A 17,730-nucleotide genomic window follows, 5' to 3' on the forward strand; every position below is an offset into this window, starting at 1 on the left:
TAGCCCCAACAAGTAGTTCAGGGGCAAGCCTCTTCCGACTTAAAACCCATAACGCGTCGCCCGGTTCCGTGCAACCACGGCTTCATTGTGGGCACTCCGTACCCAACGAAGCCTTAGTTGTTAGCTTTGGTACTTTCAACTAGTGAACAGGCGCGTGCTTTATTCAAAATCCCATATGACGCACTACAAATCATTTGAAACCGAGCGCCTGCTGCTGATACCTACTTCGGAAGAGGATGCGGCTTTTATGTATGAGCTGCTCAACAGCCCGACCTGGATCAGGTATATAGGGGACCGGAACGTGCGGTCTGTAGAGGAGGCGGCCACCTACATTCGCAACAAAGTAACTGCCCAACTAGAGCGGCTTGGGTATGCGAATTACACTGTCATCCGGAAATCAGATCGGGAAAAACTAGGTGTTTGCGGACTCTATGACCGCGAGGGGCTCGATGGGATTGACATTGGCTTTGCGTTTCTGCCGCAGCACGAGAAGAAGGGGTATGCGCTTGAGGCTGCCCTGGAAGTAAAGCGGGCCGGTATAGAGGAGTTCGGCGTTTCTCAGATGAAGGCAATCACATCAAAAGACAACGTGGCATCACAAAAGCTGCTGGAGAAACTCGGCCTCAGGTATAGCAAACAGGTACAGTTACCTAACGATCCGGAAGAGTTGCTGTTGTATGAGCTAAAGGTCGATAATCTGACGCTTCACCCGAAAGAATGAGTATTTCCAACTTGAATCAATCCTATACCGCCGCAGGTTGGCATCTATCATAGCAGATACCCACTTGTTAACGCTGGTATAAAACAAAAAAACCGGCCTTCAAGCCGGTTTTTTTATATCCAGAGGTAATCGCGCGGATTAGCCTTTGATCACTTCAGTTTCCTGCACAAGGTCAGTTGCCGGGGCGTTCTGCTCGGACACCTCAACGCTGGCAAAGTTGTAGGCTGGGCAGTATGTCTTGCAGGAAGTCATACCCAGTGCCAGGATGAATGCGCCGAATGCTGCTAATTTCTTCATGGTAAAATATTTAAATAAACGATGGTAAACCAAAAATACAATTTTTACTATAAATGCAAAACAGTATACGCAAATTTAACGACCGTAGCCTTAAATTTCGTATCCCAATATGTTCAGCATCGACTCATAGGTCTGTTCTGGCGCAAATTGCCAGCTTTTGAGCGTACCGTCTTCCTCTCGATCCACCAGAATGTGCTGCGGCGAAGGGATCAGGCAGTGCTTAATGCCGCCGTACCCACTCAGCTGCTCCTGGTAAGCACCCGTATGGAAGAAGCCAATATACAGCGGCTTATTATCCTTCGGTACTTTCGGCAGGAACACCTGGAACGAGTGCATCTCTGAGTTATAGTAATCCTGGCTGTCGCACGTCATGCCGCCCAGCTGTATTTTGCGGTACTCCTTGTCCCAATGGTTGATCGCCAGAAGCGGCCAGCGCTGGTTCAATGCCCAGGCGTCCGGCAGGTTTGTGATAAACGAACCATCGATCATGTACCATAGTTCCTTGTCGTTCTGGAGTTTCTCATCCAGAATAGAGTAAATGTTGGCCGCGCTTTCGCCTACCGTAAAGATGCCGAACTCCGTGAAAATGTTTGGCTCCGGCACACCCTCCTCCTGGCAGATGCGCTTGATGGTGCGCAGGATCTCCTCAGTCATGTACTGGTAGTTGTAGTCCGCCTGAATGGAGGTTTTGATCGGGAAGCCACCGCCGATGTCGATGGTGTCAAGCTCCGGGCATACCTTCTTGAGCTCGCAGTACTTGTGCACAAAGCGGCTCAACTCCGACCAGTAGTAGGAAGTGTCCTTTATACCTGTACTGATGAAGTAGTGCAGCATTTTGAGCTCGAAGCGGTCGTCTGGTTTGATCTGCTGCTCATACAGGTCGATCACGTCGTTGTAGCGCACACCCAGGCGCGAGGTATAGAACTGAAATTTCGGCTCTTCGTCAGAGGCGAGACGCATACCTACCTTGGTCTTCACTTTTACGTGCTCCTTGTAGTAGTCAATCTCACCGATGTGGTCGAGTATCGGCATGCAGTTCACAAAGCCATCGTTGATGAACTCCGTGATCCACTCTCGGTAGCGCTGGCGTTTAAAGCCGTTGCAGATGATGTACGTGTTCTTATCGATTTTGCCCTTTTTGTAAAGTGCCTTCACGATCTGCATATCGTAACCAGAAGAGGTTTCGATGTGGATGTCGTTTTTAAGCGCCTCCTCCATTACAAAAGAGAAGTGCGAGGCCTTGGTGCAGTAGCAGTAGGTATAAGTACCCTTGTAGTCGAGCTTCTGAATACCGTCGTTGAACAGACGTTTCGCCTTCTGTATCTGCGAACTAATCTTGGGCAGGTATGTTAGTTTTAATGGAGTACCATACTGTTTGATCAGGTCCATCAGCGGGATGCCATTGAAAAACAATTCATTGTTCTCCACGGTAAACTCGTCTGTAGGAAAGTCAAAAGTCTGGTGAATCAGGTCGGTGTATTTATCCATTCTGGTGCTTGTGGGCTTAAGAAAACATGCAATATTGTTCGTTATTTACCATCTTTGCAAAAACTTTGTTTAAATTATAAGAATCGTTCAGTTATTTATTCCTATCACGCTCATTAAAGCGCGAAAATAAATGGAGTAGAAGAGCGGTGCGTGTGCATATTTGTTTTGCTCGCCGCGGCATGGGCAGGTCCTTTTTATCCTGCTTTCTTCGCCATCCTGAAATGATCCTTGTAACGAGAATTAGGCGCTTAACCTCCGGGGGTTGAAGCCCTTTATCTTAGACAAATTTTTTAACAAAATGCCAGGTAGCGGTAAGGGCGTCTTCTTTTGACAGTGAAATATTCTTTCAAAACTAAAGATACCCGAACTTGATTCAGGAGTAGTAGAGAGACGGCAGCCAGGGAGAAGAAAATGCTGAGGAGTCCAGGCTGAATAACTTTAGACCACCAATTTGCCTATGAAAAAGATTAAACTGATAGAAGTACGCTCAGAACTTGGCGCAGGCACGCGCGGAGCCAATATGGGGATAGACGCACTACGGGTAGCCTGTTTGGACAAGGGTTGCGATTATTTCAAGCGCTTCAACTCTATCAGTGTGCCTGACCTGAACTATACCCTGTTCGAGAAGGACCTTTTTCCGAATGCGCACCGCATCGACAGCATCCTGGCTGTGCAGAAAAACATTGCCAGTGCCGTAGTGCAAACGCTGGAGCTGGACATGTTCCCCCTGGTGCTTTCCGGTGACCACTCCAATGCGCACGGCACCATAGCAGGTATAAAAGCCGCCTATCCCGACAAGACCCTGGGTGTGATTTGGATAGACGCGCACGCCGACATCCACTCGCCCTATACCTCGCCTTCGGGCAACGTGCACGGCATGCCGCTAGCCATGGCCCTGAACATCGACAACCTGGAGCGCCAGATAAACGACCCCGAGCAGGAAACGATCTTTTTCTGGAATTCGCTTAAGAAACTGGGCTTCGACGGCCCGAAACTCAAGCCGGAGCACCTGGTCTACATTGTGGTGCGAGACACAGAGGAGCCGGAGGATTATCTCATTCAAAAGTACGGCATCAAGAATTTTACCTATGCCGAGTTTGCCCAGAAAGGGCCGGAGCAGGTGGCCGCCGAAGCGCTGGATCGACTGCGCGACTGCGACATCATCTACGTGTCGTTCGACGTGGACAGCCTTGACTCGAAGTTTTCGAAAGGAACAGGTACGCCAGTGGAAGTAGGCCTGACAGTGGAAGAAGCACAGCGGCTCAACTACCACCTGCTGCAGGACTCGCGCATTGTGTGCTACGAGATGACCGAGATAAATCCGACACTCGACACCGAAAACACCATGGCCGAGAACGCCTTCGATATACTGGAGACCGCCACCGACGCCATTTTACACCGGGAATTTAATAAAACAGCTATACATTAATCTACTTAATGCAACTTCAAAACGCCATCAGCCAGCGCATCAGCCAAGCATTGGAAGCTTTGTTCGGCCTTACCGTTGACGCTTCTACCATTAGTCTGCAGCCTACCCGCAAGGAGTTTTCCGGCAGCTTCACCTTTGTAACTTTCCCATACACCAAACAGGCCGGCAAAGGCCTGGAGCAGATCGGGGAGGCACTTGGTGCCTACCTGAAAGAACATGCAGAAGAGGTGAAGAATTACAACGTGGTAAAAGGCTTCCTGAACCTCGAGATTGAAGAGCAGGTATGGGTGCGCCTGTTCCGCGACCTGATGACCAACCCGAGCCACGGCCAGGCATCGGACTCCGATAAAAAAGTGATGGTGGAATACTCTTCGCCAAACACGAACAAGCCGTTGCACCTGGGCCACCTGCGCAATAACTTCCTGGGCTACTCCGTGTCTGAAATCATGAAGGCCAATGGTCACCACGTGATGAAGGCCAACCTGGTGAATGACCGCGGCATCCACATCTGCAAATCGATGCTGGCGTACCAAATGTTTGGCAATGGCGAGACACCGCAAAGCAGCGGCATCAAAGGCGACCATCTAGCTGGCAAGTACTATGTGCTGTTCGATAAAGCCTACAAAGAGCAGATCGACGAATTGGTGGCGCAGGGTATGGACAAAGAGGAAGCTAAGAAAAAAGCCCCTTTGATACTGGAAGCCCAAACCATGCTGCAAAAGTGGGAGCAAGGCGACGACGAAGTGGTATCGCTTTGGAAGACCATGAACAGCTGGGTATACGAAGGCTTCGACGCGACCTACCGCAACATCGGCGTCGATTTTGATAAATTCTACTACGAGTCCGAGACCTATACCCTGGGCAAAGAGCGTGTAGAGGAAGGTCTGCAGAAAGGCGTGTTCTTCAAGAAGCCGGACGGCTCGGTGTGGGTTGACCTGACTGATGAAGGGCTGGACGAGAAGCTGCTGCTCCGCTCAGATGGTACCTCCGTTTACATCACCCAGGACATGGGTACAGCTGAGTTGAAGCACAATGACTTCCCGTACGACCAGTCCATCTACGTAGTGGCCGACGAGCAGAACTACCACTTCCAGGTGCTGAAGGCGGTACTCAAGAAACTGGGCAAGCCATATGCCGAAGGCATCTATCACCTGTCTTACGGTATGGTGGATCTGCCGTCCGGCAAAATGAAATCAAGAGAAGGTACCGTTGTGGATGCCGACGAACTGGTGCAGGAGATGATCGACACCGCCCGTCAGCAGACCGAGGAACTGGGCAAGATCGAAGGTTTTACGCCGGAAGAGGCTGCTAAACTTTATCATACCCTGGCGATGGGAGCCCTGAAATACTTCCTGCTCAAAGTAGACCCGAAGAAGCGTATGCTTTTCAACCCGCAGGAGTCAATTGATTTCCGTGGTAATACCGGTCCGTTTGTGCAGTACACGCACGCCCGTATTTCGGCCATCTTGCGTAAGGCTGGGGAAATGGGCCTCGCCGTTGATGCCGCCTCGTTTGGCGACTTCAAAAACCTGCACGAAGCAGAACAGGAAGTGATCACGCTACTGGTAGGTTATCCGGAAGTGGTGCAGGAGGCAGGCAAGCTGTATGCCCCATCTGTGATCGCGAACTATGCCTACGAACTGGCCAAAGCTTACAACCGTTTCTACCAGGAGATCTCCATCTTCAACGAAACCGATGAGCAGGCCCGTAACTTCCGCATCGCTCTCTCAGCCATGGTAGCCCGCTTCGTGCGCGAAAGCATGAGCCTGCTGGGGATTGAAGTACCGGAGCGGATGTAAGGTAGAGGTATAGTTAATAAAAGTATGGCACATGTAGCGGTCATCTCCTGCTACTCTTTCAGAGGAGACACTCAATATGCGCGAATCATCACTGAAGCACGTATTTAGGAAAGTCCCCCTTTGAAGGGGGCAGGGGGATGACAATCGTGCATCGATAAAATTTTGTACCATGCCGCATAACAGCCACTACAACCAACAACTTAAACCACTTGCCAAAGCTCTCCGCAAGGATTCAACAAAAGCAGAGGTAAGGTTGTGGTGTGAGGTGTTAAGCAAAGGCAAAACAGGCTACACTTTCTTACGGCAGAGACCAGTCGGGCAATATATTGCCGACTTTATGTGCAAAGAACTAAATCTAGTTATTGAAGTTGACGGCTATTCGCATAACTTTAAACCGAAAGAGGACGAAGAGCGGGATAAGGTATTAATTGAACTAGGTTACTCTATCCTTCGCTTTCATGATGAAGAGGTGATGAAAGATTTACCTAATGTCCAAAGAGTGATTGATGCTTACATAGAGGACCTGCAGAAGTAGGTCATCCCCCAGCCCCCTTCGAAGGGGGACTTTTTCTCTAGCCCGATTTCATAATTGTTTAATAACAATAGCAAGACAAACCGGTTAAGCCACAAATACCCAGATCTTAAGCAAAACTAAAATGAAGCGCATCGCACAACTTTTGACAGTATGCCTTGTATTAGGTGTATCGACAGCCTGCACAGGCGGATCATCCAACACAAACCAGGAAAAAGATATGGCAACAGAAACTAACCAGACGGCACAGGCCAACGGCTTCTACACTTTCAAAATAGAGAGCCTGGAAGGGAAGGAGATTGACTTCTCGAAGTTCAAAGGCAAGAAAGTGCTGGTAGTGAATACTGCCTCAGAGTGTGGCTATACCCCGCAGTACGCCGATCTGCAAAAGCTGCATGAGACGCATGGCGACAAGGTGGTGATCCTGGGTTTCCCGGCAAACAACTTTGGTGGCCAGGAGCCAGGTTCCGAAGAAGAAATCGCAGCCTTCTGCCAGAAAAACTATGGTGTGACCTTCCAGATGATGGAGAAGGTATCGGTGAAAGGAGGTGACCAACACCCGCTCTACCAGTGGCTGGCTAAAAACAGTCCGAACAATGACGAGCCGGGCTGGAACTTCAGCAAATACCTGATCGATGAGAACGGCAAAGTAGTCGCCTTTTTCCCATCCAAGGTGAAGCCGATGGGAGAGGAGATCCTGGCAGCCATTCAGAAGTAATGTGACAGGTATAGCCTGCGGGGCTATACCTGATTTTATAGCAAATACCTTGAATACAACACAACACATCCCGCAGAATCCAGGTCTGGTAAAGGCCTGGATTTCCGCTTTTAGGCCGCGCACGCTACCGTTGGCTTTTTCCTGTATCGGTATGGGCGGTTTTATGGCCGCTGCCTACGGATCTTTCGACGCCATGGTAGTAGGCCTGTGCGTACTCACGACGCTCTTTTTACAAATACTCTCCAACCTGGCCAACGACTACGGTGACTCTATACACGGCGCCGATAGTGAACACCGCGAAGGGCCGAAACGGGCAGTACAATCGGGCATTATTAAATCGGGGCAGATGAAGAAGGGTATGGCCGTGTTCAGTTTGCTCTCGCTGGTAACAGGCTTACTGCTGCTCTGGGTGGCTTTCGGAAAGGAAGGAATTTACCTGTTTTTGATCTTCCTTGGATTGGGCCTGGCCTCTATCTGGGCGGCTATCAACTACACGGCAGGTTCCAACCCTTACGGCTACGCCGGGCTGGGTGACGTGTTTGTATTCATCTTCTTTGGCCTGGTGGGCGTGCTGGGTACCTTTTTCCTGCAGACTCGGGAGCTGGAGCCGCTGGTGATACTTCCGGCAATGGTTTGCGGATTCTTCTCAATGGCGGTACTCAATGTGAACAACATCCGGGACATTAACTCGGATGTACTGGCTGGCAAGCGCTCTATACCTGTGCGGATCGGCCCGCAGCGTGCGCGCATTTACCACATCATTTTGCTGGTGTGCGGTGTGGCGAGTGCTTTTGCCTATGTGCTGTTCCACTTCTACAGCGCCTGGCAGTTCCTGTTTGTGCTGGCCCTTCCGCTGCTGATATCGAACGGTGTGAATGTATGGCGCAAACAGACATCTGCCGAACTGGACCCCTACCTGAAACAAATGGCCATCACCACGATGCTCTTTGTGCTGCTCTTCGGCTTAGGACAAGTGTTGTAGCAAAATGCCTTGGCGGCTATACCTGCCATACCTTGCGCACACTGCTTCCGTAAAGAGGTATTTACCTTTTTAATCTTGATTACATGGAAAAACGCAAGCTTGGCAATTCTGATCTTGAAATTGCGCCCCTGGTTTTTGGTGGAAATGTGTTTGGCTGGACGGCCGACGAGCAAACCTCTTTCCAACTGCTGGATGCCTTTGTGGAGGCCGGATTTAACTGCATCGATACAGCTAACTCGTACTCTTCCTGGGTGCCGGGCAATAAGGGTGGTGAGTCTGAAACCATCATTGGTAACTGGCTGAAGCAGCGCGGAGGCCGGGAGCAGATCATCATTGCCACTAAAGTCGGGGCCAAGTTGGAAGGGAAGGGCGGCCTGGGCAAAGACTACATCCGGCAACAAGTGGAGGCTTCCCTCAAACGACTCCAGACTGATTACGTTGACCTTTACCAGTCTCATTACGACGATCCGGAAACACCCATTGAAGAAACGCTGGAAGCCTATTCTAAACTGATGCAGGAGGGAAAAGTGCGCGCGATCGGCGCGTCCAACTTCAGCGGCGAGCGGTTGGAGCAGGCGCTGAAGGCAAGTGAGCAGAACAACCTGCCACGTTACGAGAGCTTTCAGCCGGAATACAACCTCTACGATCGCGAAGTCTACGAAAAAGAGATAGAGCCGATCTGTTGCCGATATGGTCTGGGTGTGATCAACTATTACGCGCTGGCCAGCGGTTTCCTGACAGGCAAGTATCGTTCTGAGGCGGATTTGAGACAAAGCCCGCGAGGCCATGGGGTGAAAAACTACCTCAATGAACGTGGATTTCGTATTCTGCAGGCGCTGGATGAAGTGGCCGAGCAGTACAGCACATCGCCGGCCAGCGTTTCGCTTGCCTGGCTAATGGCGCGGCCCAGTATAACGGCTCCTATTGCCAGTGCTACTAAACTTGGGCAACTGGAGGATTTGGTGAAAGCAGCCGGACTTAGACTGGATCAAACCGCCATTAAAAAGCTGGATGAGGCGAGTTCCTATTAAATTGAAGCACAGGCATAGTCATAAAACAGCAAGGGCCGCTTTTTTAGCGGCCCTTGCTGTTTTATGACTATATCAGAAGGATAAATAGTTACCATTTAGCTCGTTTCATCCAGAGTAAGCAGGCTTAAATCTTACTGTCATTCTGTCCATAAACTTGGTTGAAATAGAGGAGCCCAACCCCCGGGAGGTTAGGCCTACACTATTTGCGACCAAGATCCTTACAGGATGAAAAAAAACTGAATGAAGAGTCCCCGCGGTTGCTGGAGGATGTTTGACAATTTAGGCCATTCTATTTAAACAGGTATATCTGCTCGCTCCCACACAAATAATAAGCGATAGGTATAGCTTGAAATGTAAATAGATGGATCAGCTGGCCAGTAATTCGCTGCTCTTTATGCGCCTGCCACCTTTTTCAAGCAGGTCTTTTCGGGCTGCTTCGTAGCCTTCCGGGCTGATGGCGCGAATGGCGTCTTCCAGCACAAACGTGTCAAAGCCTTCGTCCAAGGCATCTTTGGCGGAGTAGTACACGCAGTAGTCGGCAGCCAAGCCTGCCAGGTATAGCTGGGTCACGCCTTTGCCGCGCAGGTAGTCGGCCAGCCCGGTGGACTTGAGGCGCCCGTTGTCATAAAAGCCGCTGTAGCTGTCAATCTCGGGGTTGGTTCCTTTCCGGAAAATCGCTTCTATTTTATTTACTTCGAGGGCAGGGGCCAGGTCGGCACCAGCAGTACCTTGCAGGCAGTGGTCAGGCCAAAGCACTTGTGGCAGCCCAAGTAACTCAGTCGTCTCGTATGGTTTCTTTCCTTCGTGGTTGGAGGCAAAGCTCTTGTGGTTACCCGGATGCCAGTCCTGTGTCGCCACGATTAAGTCAAAATGGTCTTGGATCTGGTTTACAATCGGGATGATCTGATCGCCTTCCGGCACACCCAGCGCACCGCCGGGAAGGAAATCGTTCTGTATATCAATCAGGAGTAATGCCTTCATAATTAAGCTATCAGGTATAGGGATCCGCTAAAATAGCAAATTTGGGTGAATTTAAAGCCCTTCCGTCATGTTAGCCAGCGGCGGCTTGTGGTTCTCCTGGTATATCTCAAAGTAGACGGTGTCGCCAATCGACTCTACCACATTGGCCTGTTTGATCACATCCTGGTAGGTATCGTAACAGTTCAGCGCCTTCTTCATGATCTCTATGTCCTCAGGCCGCAGTTTTACTTCACAATCGATCAGGTCGGGGTTGCTGTGCTTCATCAGGAATTTGCCGGATTGCAGCGGTTGTTCTGTTTTGTTGGGCAGGGTCAGGAAGGCCAGCCTTTTTAGGTAATCGACCCCACTATCTTTCAGCTCCAGGTATACCCGCTTGACCACGGCATGCATCACCAGGTGGTCGTGAAAACCGCTCACCCCGTGCACCGGGTACGACACGATCACCTGCGGTTCCAGCTGACGGATATGCGCTTCCACTACCTTTTCAATCTCACGCGGGTCCATCTCTGCCAGTTTACCGTCGGGCAGATTGAGCACGGTCATACCTGTGAGGCCCAGCACTTGTTCTACCGCCAGCATCTCCTTATACCTGACGTTCCCCATTTCTTCAACGCTTAGGCCTAGCTCGTGCCGCACCTTGGTAGCACCACCCTTGGTGAGAGTAAGCAGGTATACCTGGTGGCCTTGCTCCAACTGCTGCCACATGACAGGGGCCGGACCGAACGACTCGTCGTCTGGATGGGGGAAAATGTAGACGATGCGCATGGAGGCAATCGTTTTATGTACAGAGTACTTAAACGTGCAAAAGCGCAGGCATGGCTGGAAATGGTTGCCTAGGTGAGACCAGGAGCCACCTCATAGAGCGGCTCCCGGAACTCACCTAACAAAATCTTAGTTTGCACCGCTTCCGCCTTGTTGCTCACCACCTTTCACATCATCGTTTTTGATGCCACGTTTCTTGCGGGCAATGTCACCCTTCAGCTTGCCGAAGCGGTAGTTGAAGCCCAGACTGTAGCGACGCATTAAGAAGATATTCTCCTGGTTCTGGGTGAAGCGCGGGTCGTTGATCTCATTCAGGGAACGGCGGTTTTTCTGGAATGGGCTGTTCACTGAGAAGCTGATCGTTGCCTTGTTGTCTTTCAGGAACTGCTTGTTCACCGAAATACTGTTCCATACATACCCGGCCGAGCGACCCTGCAGCAGGATGCGCGAAGAGTAATAACCTATGTTGCCGCTTGCGCGCCAGCCTTTCTCGAAGCGGTAGCTCGAGTAGCCAAACACATTGTAGGTGAAGCCCTCGTTGTTCTGAGGCAAGCCGCCGATCACGCTGCTCAGTTTCACATAGTTGGTCGTGGAGTTCAGGTTGATGCTCAGCTTTTTAAACAGGGTGGTGTTGCCGCTCAAAGAGAAACCGTATGTCTGGTTGCGGCCGATGTTGCCATAGGTAGTGCGGGCCACCGTATCAGCTCCAAGCGTGGTGTAGCTCTGGATGGAGTTGTTCGTGAAATTATAGAAGATGCTCGCGTTGATGGACGTCCCTTTCACGAAGGTGTTATAGGCCAGGTTAAACACATTGTTCGTGGCCGGGTCCAGTTTCGGGTTACCGAAGCTGATGTTGAGGGGGTCGATCTGGTTTACGTACGGGTTGAGGTAGTAGAGGCTCGGTCGCTCGATGCGCTGGGTATAGGACAGGCGCATGGTGCTCGTTCCCTTCAACTTGCGCGACAGGGTGATGTTCGGGATCAGGTTGAAATAGTCTGGAGTAGCCACCGTGCCGGATGACTTGAAGTTGGCGTCCAGCTTGGTCTCTTCCAGACGGGCACCGGTTTTCAGGCCCCAGTCGCCTTTTTTGAGGCTCAGCGAGGTATAAGCCGCATAGATGTCCTGACGGTACTCAAAATTATTGCTCAGGTTCGGATCAACGACAAAGTTGCCCGTCTCCGGGTCACGGTTGCTGTAAAAGTAGTCGCTGCTGTTGAGTCGGAAGATCGTTTTCACGCCCAGTTCAAGCGTGTGCTTTTTGATCGGCTGGACGTAGTCGGCCTGCATGGTGTGTTCCACGGAGCTGCCGTCATTATCCGTCTGGCTTATCTGACCGTTGAAGTTGAGCACCGGGTCCAGGATGAAATCAGAGCCACTGCCGTTGCCACTGTTGCTTAAACGGTACGAAAGCGTGAACAGCTGGTCTTTGCTTTTCTTGAACGTACGCTGGTAATCCGCTCCAAAGTCGCTGCCCTTCCATCTGAAATCGCCATTGTTGAGACGGGTATAAGCCTGTGACAGCGCTCCGGTGGCATCGAACAGCTCGACACGCTGCGTCAGGAGGCTATTGCCTGTGTTCAGGTTCATGCCAAAGTTAGCCGTGAATAGGTTGAGCGTGTCCATTTCATAGCTGAACTCGCCGCTGGCGTACTGGTAAGTGTTATCGTTTCGGCTTTCACCCATCTGCTCCAGTACGGTTTGGCGTATCTTGTCTTCTCTGTACAGATTGTTGCTATTTGCGGGACTGTTATAGGTGCCTGTTCCAAAGTAGCCGGAAAAGCCTGCTTTGCCAGCTTTTACCGTCAGGTAGCCGCCAACGTTCGTTCCTTTGGGGGTAGAAGCCTGCACATTCACCGAGCCGTTATAGCCGCCAATGTTTTTCTTATGCGTGATGATGTTGATAATGCCGCCCACGCCCTCAGCCTCGTACTTCGAAGGCGGGTTGGTGATCACTTCGATGCTTTTGATGGTGTTGGCCGGCATGCTTCTGAACACATCCTTCGGGCTGCGAACAAACAGCGAGGAGGTTTTGCCGTTGACAAGCACGCGGTAGTTACTGTTGCCGTTCAGTTTGATGTTGTCTTCCGCATCCAGACTCAGCAGCGGTACCTTGCGCAGCATGTCCAGCGCCGTCATGGTCTGGCTTTCGGGGTCAGCATCTACATTGTAGGTAATTTTGTCGATGTCCTGCTCTACCAGTAGCTTTTCCGTCACGATCTGCACTTCCTTCAGTTGCCTGGCCGATGACACAAGCGACAGTTTGCCCAGATCGATGGTGGTGCCGGTAAAGGCCGGGATTGGCAACACTTTGGTTTTGTAGCCTACATAAGAGAGAACCAGCTGGTACTGCTTCAGTTCCAGGGCTGTCAGTTCAAAGGCGCCGTTGTCTTTTGTGAAAGTGCTCTTGACGGCCTGGTTTTTTCCCGCTTCCTGCACCACCACTGTCACATAGTCCAGCTTAGCCTGTGTCGCAGAATCGGCTACTATACCTTTGATGGTGCCCGTTGGTAATGGAGTTTGGGCAAAAGCTGTGCATGTCAGGCACCAGAGCAGCGCCAGCAGTAAAGTTTGTTTCATTATAGAGTAAAATTGATTGGATGACACGATCATTACCATTAGGTTGTTCCAGCTTGCCTCAACACTTTGCTTCAGCCTGAACTGAAAACAGTTAACGTGGAGCTTAATGGTAACGATAAGAAAGGTATTAAATAATATATATTAATCTGTGAATATTATACAAAAGCCCGTTTTCTATAGATGAAAATAAGTGATGCTGCTGACGGAACTGCACATTTAACAGAAAGGGCCACCCCGGTAGGAGTGGCCCTTTCTGTTTAGTTATTGTCTTGCGGAACCGGTGGGTTGCTGTTCTGCGGGTTTGCGTTGCCCGGTTTGTTTCGATTTCGGTTCCGGTTGCGACTCTTGTTGCGGTTTGGTTTCTGGTCGCCTTCCTGTCCATTTGCTGTAGGAGCAGCCTTCTCTGTTTTTGGCTGCGGGTTGGCTGCTTTTATCGGTCGGCTATTTCCATCAGGTCGCGGCGCTGTACCTTCCGGCTTTGGTCCTCTGCGTCGGTTGCGATCTCCGCCACCGCCTGCGCCCGAACGCTGGCCACCGCCCTGTCTGGCACCTGCGGATCGTCCGCCGCCCTTTCCTCCGCGGCCAAAATCACGGCGTGTCGGATCGAAAACCGGCGCTGCGCCGAAACCTTCCGGAAGTGGCAGTTTCGGAAGGTCGCGCTCGATGAGCTGCTCTACCTTGCGCACGCGGTACATGTCGTTCTCGTTCACAAACGTAATGGCCATACCTGTAGAGGCGGCACGGGCCGTACGGCCCACACGGTGCACGTAGTCCTCGGCATCCTGCGGCATGTCGAAGTTCAGTACATGGCTCAGACTGTCGATGTCTATACCTCTGGAGAGGATATCGGTCGCCACCAGAATCTTGTATTTTTTGTTTTTGAAGCCTTGCAACGCCTTCTCGCGTTCATCCTGTGTCAGGTCCGAGCTTATACCTTCTGCCGGGAAGCCCATCTTTTGCAGGGAGCGCACGATCTGGTTCACGTTCGACTTGCGGGACGTGAAGATGATCATGTTGGACACTTCCAACTCACGGATCAGGTGCTCCAGCAAAGGAAGTTTCTGATTGTCGTAGGTCAGGTACAGGCGCTGGTCTATCCCTTCGGCAGGCTTTGAAATAGCCAGGTTGATCTCTTCAGGCTGTTGCAGGATCTGCTGTGACAAGTCGCGTATTTTCTTCGGCATAGTAGCCGAGAAAAGGAGCGTCTGGCGCTCGGCAGGCAAGGCACGCACAATCTTCAGGATATCATCCATAAAGCCCATGTCCAGCATCTTGTCAGCCTCGTCGAGCACCAGGTACTTCAGTTGATCCAGTCTTACATAGCCCAATGCCATGTGCGACATCAGACGACCCGGCGTGGCGATGATGATATCAGCACCACCGGTGAGGGCGCGCTTCTGCTGCTCCCACTCATCGCCTTTACTGCCACCGTAGATGGCGATAGAACTTACCGGGGCGAAATAGCCCAGGCCTTCCACTTGTTCATCTATCTGCTTTGCCAGTTCGCGTGTAGGAACCAGGATCAGGGTGCTGGTGAAATCGTAGTTGGCGTGCGAAATACGATCGATCAGCGGCAGCAGGTAGGCGGCTGTCTTGCCAGTACCTGTCTGAGCGCAGGCAATAATATCCTTCTGCTCCAATATAAGCGGGATGGCCTGCTGCTGTACCGGGGTCGGGGTATTGTAGCCCATCGACTCAATTCCGGTGATCACGTCTTCGTGAAGGTTGAATGAACGAAAATCCAAAGTTATCTCCTTAAAATTATTTTTATGGCCTAGCGGCCTTTAAACCGCATTTATAGGGGTAAAGATACGATTATTATACCTTATTTAAGAAAAATTTAAAAGTTGATGTTATTTATATTGAAAATTATATTAATATTGCATCGTCAATCAGTAGAGAATATAACGATACACTTAAAAAGTTGACACAGCATTCAAAAAGTTAAAAACATTAGAAAATTGCTATATAGATAGAATGCTTTAAATTAGAGTAAAAATCAAGAATACTTTTTTACATTATAGTACTTAAATAATATTTAATTTTATTTACATAGATTTTTTTATATTAATGCCGAAACATTTGATTAAGTGAGGCGTAAACAAGCTCAAAGTGATATAATCAATCATCTTAAAACATATAAAAGAAAGATTTATTTAAAATTAAAATGAAAAAAGCTATACAAGAATCTCCGAACTTCTATCTTCTACTGGGTGTAAACATCATCAACGCTATCTTTATTTTGATATAGCACACCTCCTGATCGGAACCTAATTACAAAAAATAGCAAAAATATACAGGCAGCTCTTCCTCGGAAGGGCTGCTTTTTTTATGCCCTTTTTGATAGCTTTGTTTGCAGAGCGGCAGCTTGAGGTAATTATGCTCTATACCTATACCAATACCTATACCTATACCTGTACCTGATGAAGATGGCAGAACCTGTGTTTAAAGATTTGCTGGTACTCGAACTGGCCAGTGTGCTGGCGGGGCCGAGTGTAGGACAGTTTTTTGCGGAACTGGGCGCTACCGTGGTTAAACTGGAAAACGCGGGAACCGGCGGTGATGTAACGCGTACCTGGAAACTGGCAGGGGAGCAGGGAGGTCAAGACGCGTCGGCTTACTTCTCAGCGGCAAACTGGGGAAAGCTTTCCATTGGGCTCGATATCACCCAGCCACAGGCGCTGGAGGCCGTGCACAAACTGGCTGCCAAAGTGGATGTGGTCATTGCCAGCTATAAGCCCGGAGACGCGGAGAAACTACGGGTAGACTACCGCACTCTGGCTCAGCTAAACCCCAGGCTGATTTACGGGCACATTACCGGCTACGGCCAGGAAGACCAGCGGGCGGGCTACGATGCCGTGATCCAGGCAGAGAGTGGCTTTATGCACATGAACGGTACACCGGACAGTCCGCCCACCAAATTGCCCGTGGCGCTGATGGATATCCTGGCGGCACACCAGCTCAAGGAAGGCATCCTGACAGCGCTTTTGCAGCGGGAGCGTACCGGCAAGGGCAGCTATGTGCAGGTTTCGCTATTTGATGCGGCCGTATCGGCACTGGCCAATCAGGGAACGAATTACCTGGTGGCGGGGCACAGTCCGCAGCGCATGGGATCGGAGCATCCCAACATTGTGCCTTACGGCAATGTGTATACCTGCAGAGACGATCTGCAGTTGGTGCTTGCCATAGGCGACGACCGGCAGTTCAGGCGCCTGTGCCAGGTATTAGGAGATGCTTCCCTGGCCGATAACCCCGACTTTGCTACCAATGGTGCAAGAGTGCGGAACAGGAGCGCGGTGAACCAGCAACTGAAGCAGCTGATCAGTCAGCAAGAGCGCGATGGATTGCTGGGAGAGCTGCACAGGCTGCATGTGCCGGCTGGCGCCGTCAACAGCGTGCCCGAAGTATTTGAGCAGCCGCAGGCCAGGCGGATGCTACTTACCCAACCCAATGGCCCGAGCGGTATCAGGCAGGTAGCCTTTGTGATGGAAGGGACGACAGCTGAAACTGTAACGCCTCCACCTGCCTTCGCGCAGCACCAGGCCCAGGTGCTCGGGATGCTGGAAAATCCTGGGCATTGAGACGGGCACTCATACATCAGCAACCAAACTACTAGCTTGTACTTGTTTGGCAGGCCAAAAAGTGAGCAGAATAACTATTTCTAAAGGATTTGAGTAAAAAACACAGCACCCGAGAAAAAGCAAGTATGAAAGATAGACTCGACGATATAATACAAGGACTGCAGCAAAAATCTGCCACAAAGCAGGCTATTTACCGCAATACGTACCAAACCTTTACCCGCATGAAGGAGCTCTCGCAGGAAATTGTGGACGAGCTCACCAACCGGATCACAACGCATAATGCCGACGTGGTGATCGAATACAAGGCCATCAGCGACCTGGAGTTTCAGATCAAATTCTCTGGCGACCTGCTTGTGTTTGTGATGCACTCCAACATTATCACCTTCCCGGACGATTACGAGATCATGCGCAACGACTACGTGGACGAAGACTTCCGCCGGCGCTTCTTCGGGCACATCATGGCTTACAACTTCATGGCCGATACTATTAAGTATAACCGCCTCGACGACCCGGGTTACCTGGTGGGCCGCATGCTGATTAACATCGAGAACCACTTTGTGATAGAAGGGGTGAAGCAAATGGATTTACCTTCGGACCGCATTGCCCGCAACGTGATCAGCGACGACAAGCTGCGCCTGATCGTGGAGAGCGCTATGGTCGCGGCTGTGAACAACGACCTGATGGGTCAGGATGTGTCGGATATTGAGCGCATCACCTATAAGCAGAAACTCGAAAACTCCCAGCTGTCAAAGCCACGCAAACTGGGCTTCATGATCAGCCACGAGCTTACGCATTAGCCGTCAGGTATAGCCAAGTAAGCCCCGCCTGCGGT

15 protein-coding genes are annotated in these 17,730 nt (G+C 50.7%); 9 read left to right on the plus strand and 6 right to left on the minus strand.

Features of this window, described 5'->3' with window-relative positions; all coding sequences use genetic code 11:
- The first annotated feature begins 175 nt into the window (after positions 1–175).
- On the plus strand, positions 176–721 hold the full coding sequence (locus AC4QZR_RS14990) for a GNAT family N-acetyltransferase (RefSeq protein WP_494481655.1): 546 nt from the start codon (positions 176–178) through the stop codon (positions 719–721).
- A gap of 138 nt (positions 722–859) precedes the next feature.
- On the opposite strand, the gene AC4QZR_RS14995 is transcribed toward AC4QZR_RS14990, so the two are convergent.
- Together AC4QZR_RS14995 and AC4QZR_RS15000 are read right to left on the minus strand one after the other, a co-directional pair.
- Positions 860–1,018, minus strand: coding sequence for a hypothetical protein (locus AC4QZR_RS14995; protein ID WP_155800585.1), 159 nt, complete (start codon positions 1,016–1,018; stop codon positions 860–862).
- A 90-nt stretch (positions 1,019–1,108) separates the two neighbouring features.
- Positions 1,109–2,506: a type III PLP-dependent enzyme domain-containing protein gene (locus tag AC4QZR_RS15000; protein ID WP_188500327.1), complete on the minus strand. Its 1,398-nt coding sequence runs from the start codon at positions 2,504–2,506 to the stop codon at positions 1,109–1,111.
- Between the two features lie 457 nt (positions 2,507–2,963).
- Here AC4QZR_RS15000 and rocF point away from each other — a divergent pair, with 457 nt between their 5' ends.
- The 6 genes from rocF to AC4QZR_RS15030 all read left to right on the plus strand — a co-directional run bounded on the left by rocF (position 2,964) and on the right by AC4QZR_RS15030 (position 8,997).
- Positions 2,964–3,935 (plus strand): arginase, encoded by a 972-nt coding sequence (rocF, locus tag AC4QZR_RS15005; RefSeq protein ID WP_494481656.1) that lies wholly within the window; start codon positions 2,964–2,966, stop codon positions 3,933–3,935.
- A gap of 8 nt (positions 3,936–3,943) precedes the next feature.
- Positions 3,944–5,734 carry an arginine--tRNA ligase gene (gene argS / locus AC4QZR_RS15010; RefSeq protein ID WP_494481657.1) on the plus strand — a complete coding sequence of 597 codons (1,791 nt, stop codon included), beginning with the start codon at positions 3,944–3,946 and terminating at the stop codon, positions 5,732–5,734.
- 169 nt (positions 5,735–5,903) lie between these two features.
- On the plus strand, positions 5,904–6,269 hold the full coding sequence (locus tag AC4QZR_RS15015) for an endonuclease domain-containing protein (RefSeq protein WP_494481658.1): 366 nt from the start codon (positions 5,904–5,906) through the stop codon (positions 6,267–6,269).
- Between the two features lie 121 nt (positions 6,270–6,390).
- Positions 6,391–6,984: a glutathione peroxidase gene (locus AC4QZR_RS15020; protein WP_494481659.1), complete on the plus strand. Its 594-nt coding sequence runs from the start codon at positions 6,391–6,393 to the stop codon at positions 6,982–6,984.
- A 49-nt stretch (positions 6,985–7,033) separates the two neighbouring features.
- Positions 7,034–7,966: a 1,4-dihydroxy-2-naphthoate polyprenyltransferase gene (locus AC4QZR_RS15025; RefSeq protein WP_494481660.1), complete on the plus strand. Its 933-nt coding sequence runs from the start codon at positions 7,034–7,036 to the stop codon at positions 7,964–7,966.
- Between the two features lie 83 nt (positions 7,967–8,049).
- Complete coding sequence (locus tag AC4QZR_RS15030) at positions 8,050–8,997, plus strand: aldo/keto reductase (protein ID WP_494481661.1); 948 nt, start codon at positions 8,050–8,052, stop codon at positions 8,995–8,997.
- Positions 8,998–9,363: 366 nt separating this feature from the next.
- Here AC4QZR_RS15030 and pncA read toward each other — a convergent pair whose 3' ends face one another.
- From pncA to AC4QZR_RS15050, 4 genes are all read right to left on the minus strand, one after another.
- A complete protein-coding gene (gene pncA / locus AC4QZR_RS15035; RefSeq protein WP_494481662.1) occupies positions 9,364–9,978 on the minus strand; it encodes a bifunctional nicotinamidase/pyrazinamidase in 615 nt (204 codons plus the stop codon).
- Positions 9,979–10,029: 51 nt separating this feature from the next.
- Positions 10,030–10,743: a PIG-L deacetylase family protein gene (locus tag AC4QZR_RS15040; protein ID WP_494481663.1), complete on the minus strand. Its 714-nt coding sequence runs from the start codon at positions 10,741–10,743 to the stop codon at positions 10,030–10,032.
- Between the two features lie 126 nt (positions 10,744–10,869).
- Complete coding sequence (locus AC4QZR_RS15045; RefSeq protein ID WP_494481664.1) at positions 10,870–13,317, minus strand: TonB-dependent receptor domain-containing protein; 2,448 nt, start codon at positions 13,315–13,317, stop codon at positions 10,870–10,872.
- A gap of 257 nt (positions 13,318–13,574) precedes the next feature.
- Positions 13,575–15,062, minus strand: a complete 1,488-nt coding sequence (locus tag AC4QZR_RS15050; protein ID WP_494481665.1) for a DEAD/DEAH box helicase — start codon at positions 15,060–15,062, stop codon at positions 13,575–13,577.
- A 678-nt stretch (positions 15,063–15,740) separates the two neighbouring features.
- Here AC4QZR_RS15050 and AC4QZR_RS15055 point away from each other — a divergent pair.
- Positions 15,741–16,898 carry a CaiB/BaiF CoA transferase family protein gene (locus tag AC4QZR_RS15055; protein WP_494481666.1) on the plus strand — a complete coding sequence of 386 codons (1,158 nt, stop codon included), beginning with the start codon at positions 15,741–15,743 and terminating at the stop codon, positions 16,896–16,898.
- A gap of 125 nt (positions 16,899–17,023) precedes the next feature.
- On the plus strand, positions 17,024–17,695 hold the full coding sequence (locus tag AC4QZR_RS15060; RefSeq protein ID WP_253406594.1) for a hypothetical protein: 672 nt from the start codon (positions 17,024–17,026) through the stop codon (positions 17,693–17,695).
- Positions 17,696–17,730 lie beyond the last annotated feature (35 nt).

It is taken from the genome of Pontibacter sp. YIM B11418, assembly GCF_059278805.1.

Bases quoted from the DNA above. Each gene is read 5' to 3' on its own strand.
- AC4QZR_RS15030 (WP_494481661.1), top strand. From the start codon at position 8,050: ATGGAAAAACGCAAGCTTGGCAATTCTGATCTTGAAATTGCGCCCCTG.
- pncA (WP_494481662.1), bottom strand. From the start codon at position 9,978: ATGAAGGCATTACTCCTGATTGATATACAGAACGATTTCCTTCCCGGC.
- AC4QZR_RS15045 (WP_494481664.1), bottom strand. From the start codon at position 13,317: ATGAAACAAACTTTACTGCTGGCGCTGCTCTGGTGCCTGACATGCACA.
- AC4QZR_RS15060 (WP_253406594.1), top strand. From the start codon at position 17,024: ATGAAAGATAGACTCGACGATATAATACAAGGACTGCAGCAAAAATCT.
- AC4QZR_RS14990 (WP_494481655.1), top strand. From the start codon at position 176: ATGACGCACTACAAATCATTTGAAACCGAGCGCCTGCTGCTGATACCT.
- AC4QZR_RS14995 (WP_155800585.1), bottom strand. From the start codon at position 1,018: ATGAAGAAATTAGCAGCATTCGGCGCATTCATCCTGGCACTGGGTATG.
- AC4QZR_RS15055 (WP_494481666.1), top strand. From the start codon at position 15,741: ATGAAGATGGCAGAACCTGTGTTTAAAGATTTGCTGGTACTCGAACTG.
- AC4QZR_RS15020 (WP_494481659.1), top strand. From the start codon at position 6,391: ATGAAGCGCATCGCACAACTTTTGACAGTATGCCTTGTATTAGGTGTA.
- AC4QZR_RS15015 (WP_494481658.1), top strand. From the start codon at position 5,904: ATGCCGCATAACAGCCACTACAACCAACAACTTAAACCACTTGCCAAA.
- argS (WP_494481657.1), top strand. From the start codon at position 3,944: ATGCAACTTCAAAACGCCATCAGCCAGCGCATCAGCCAAGCATTGGAA.
- rocF (WP_494481656.1), top strand. From the start codon at position 2,964: ATGAAAAAGATTAAACTGATAGAAGTACGCTCAGAACTTGGCGCAGGC.
- AC4QZR_RS15000 (WP_188500327.1), bottom strand. From the start codon at position 2,506: ATGGATAAATACACCGACCTGATTCACCAGACTTTTGACTTTCCTACA.
- AC4QZR_RS15040 (WP_494481663.1), bottom strand. From the start codon at position 10,743: ATGCGCATCGTCTACATTTTCCCCCATCCAGACGACGAGTCGTTCGGT.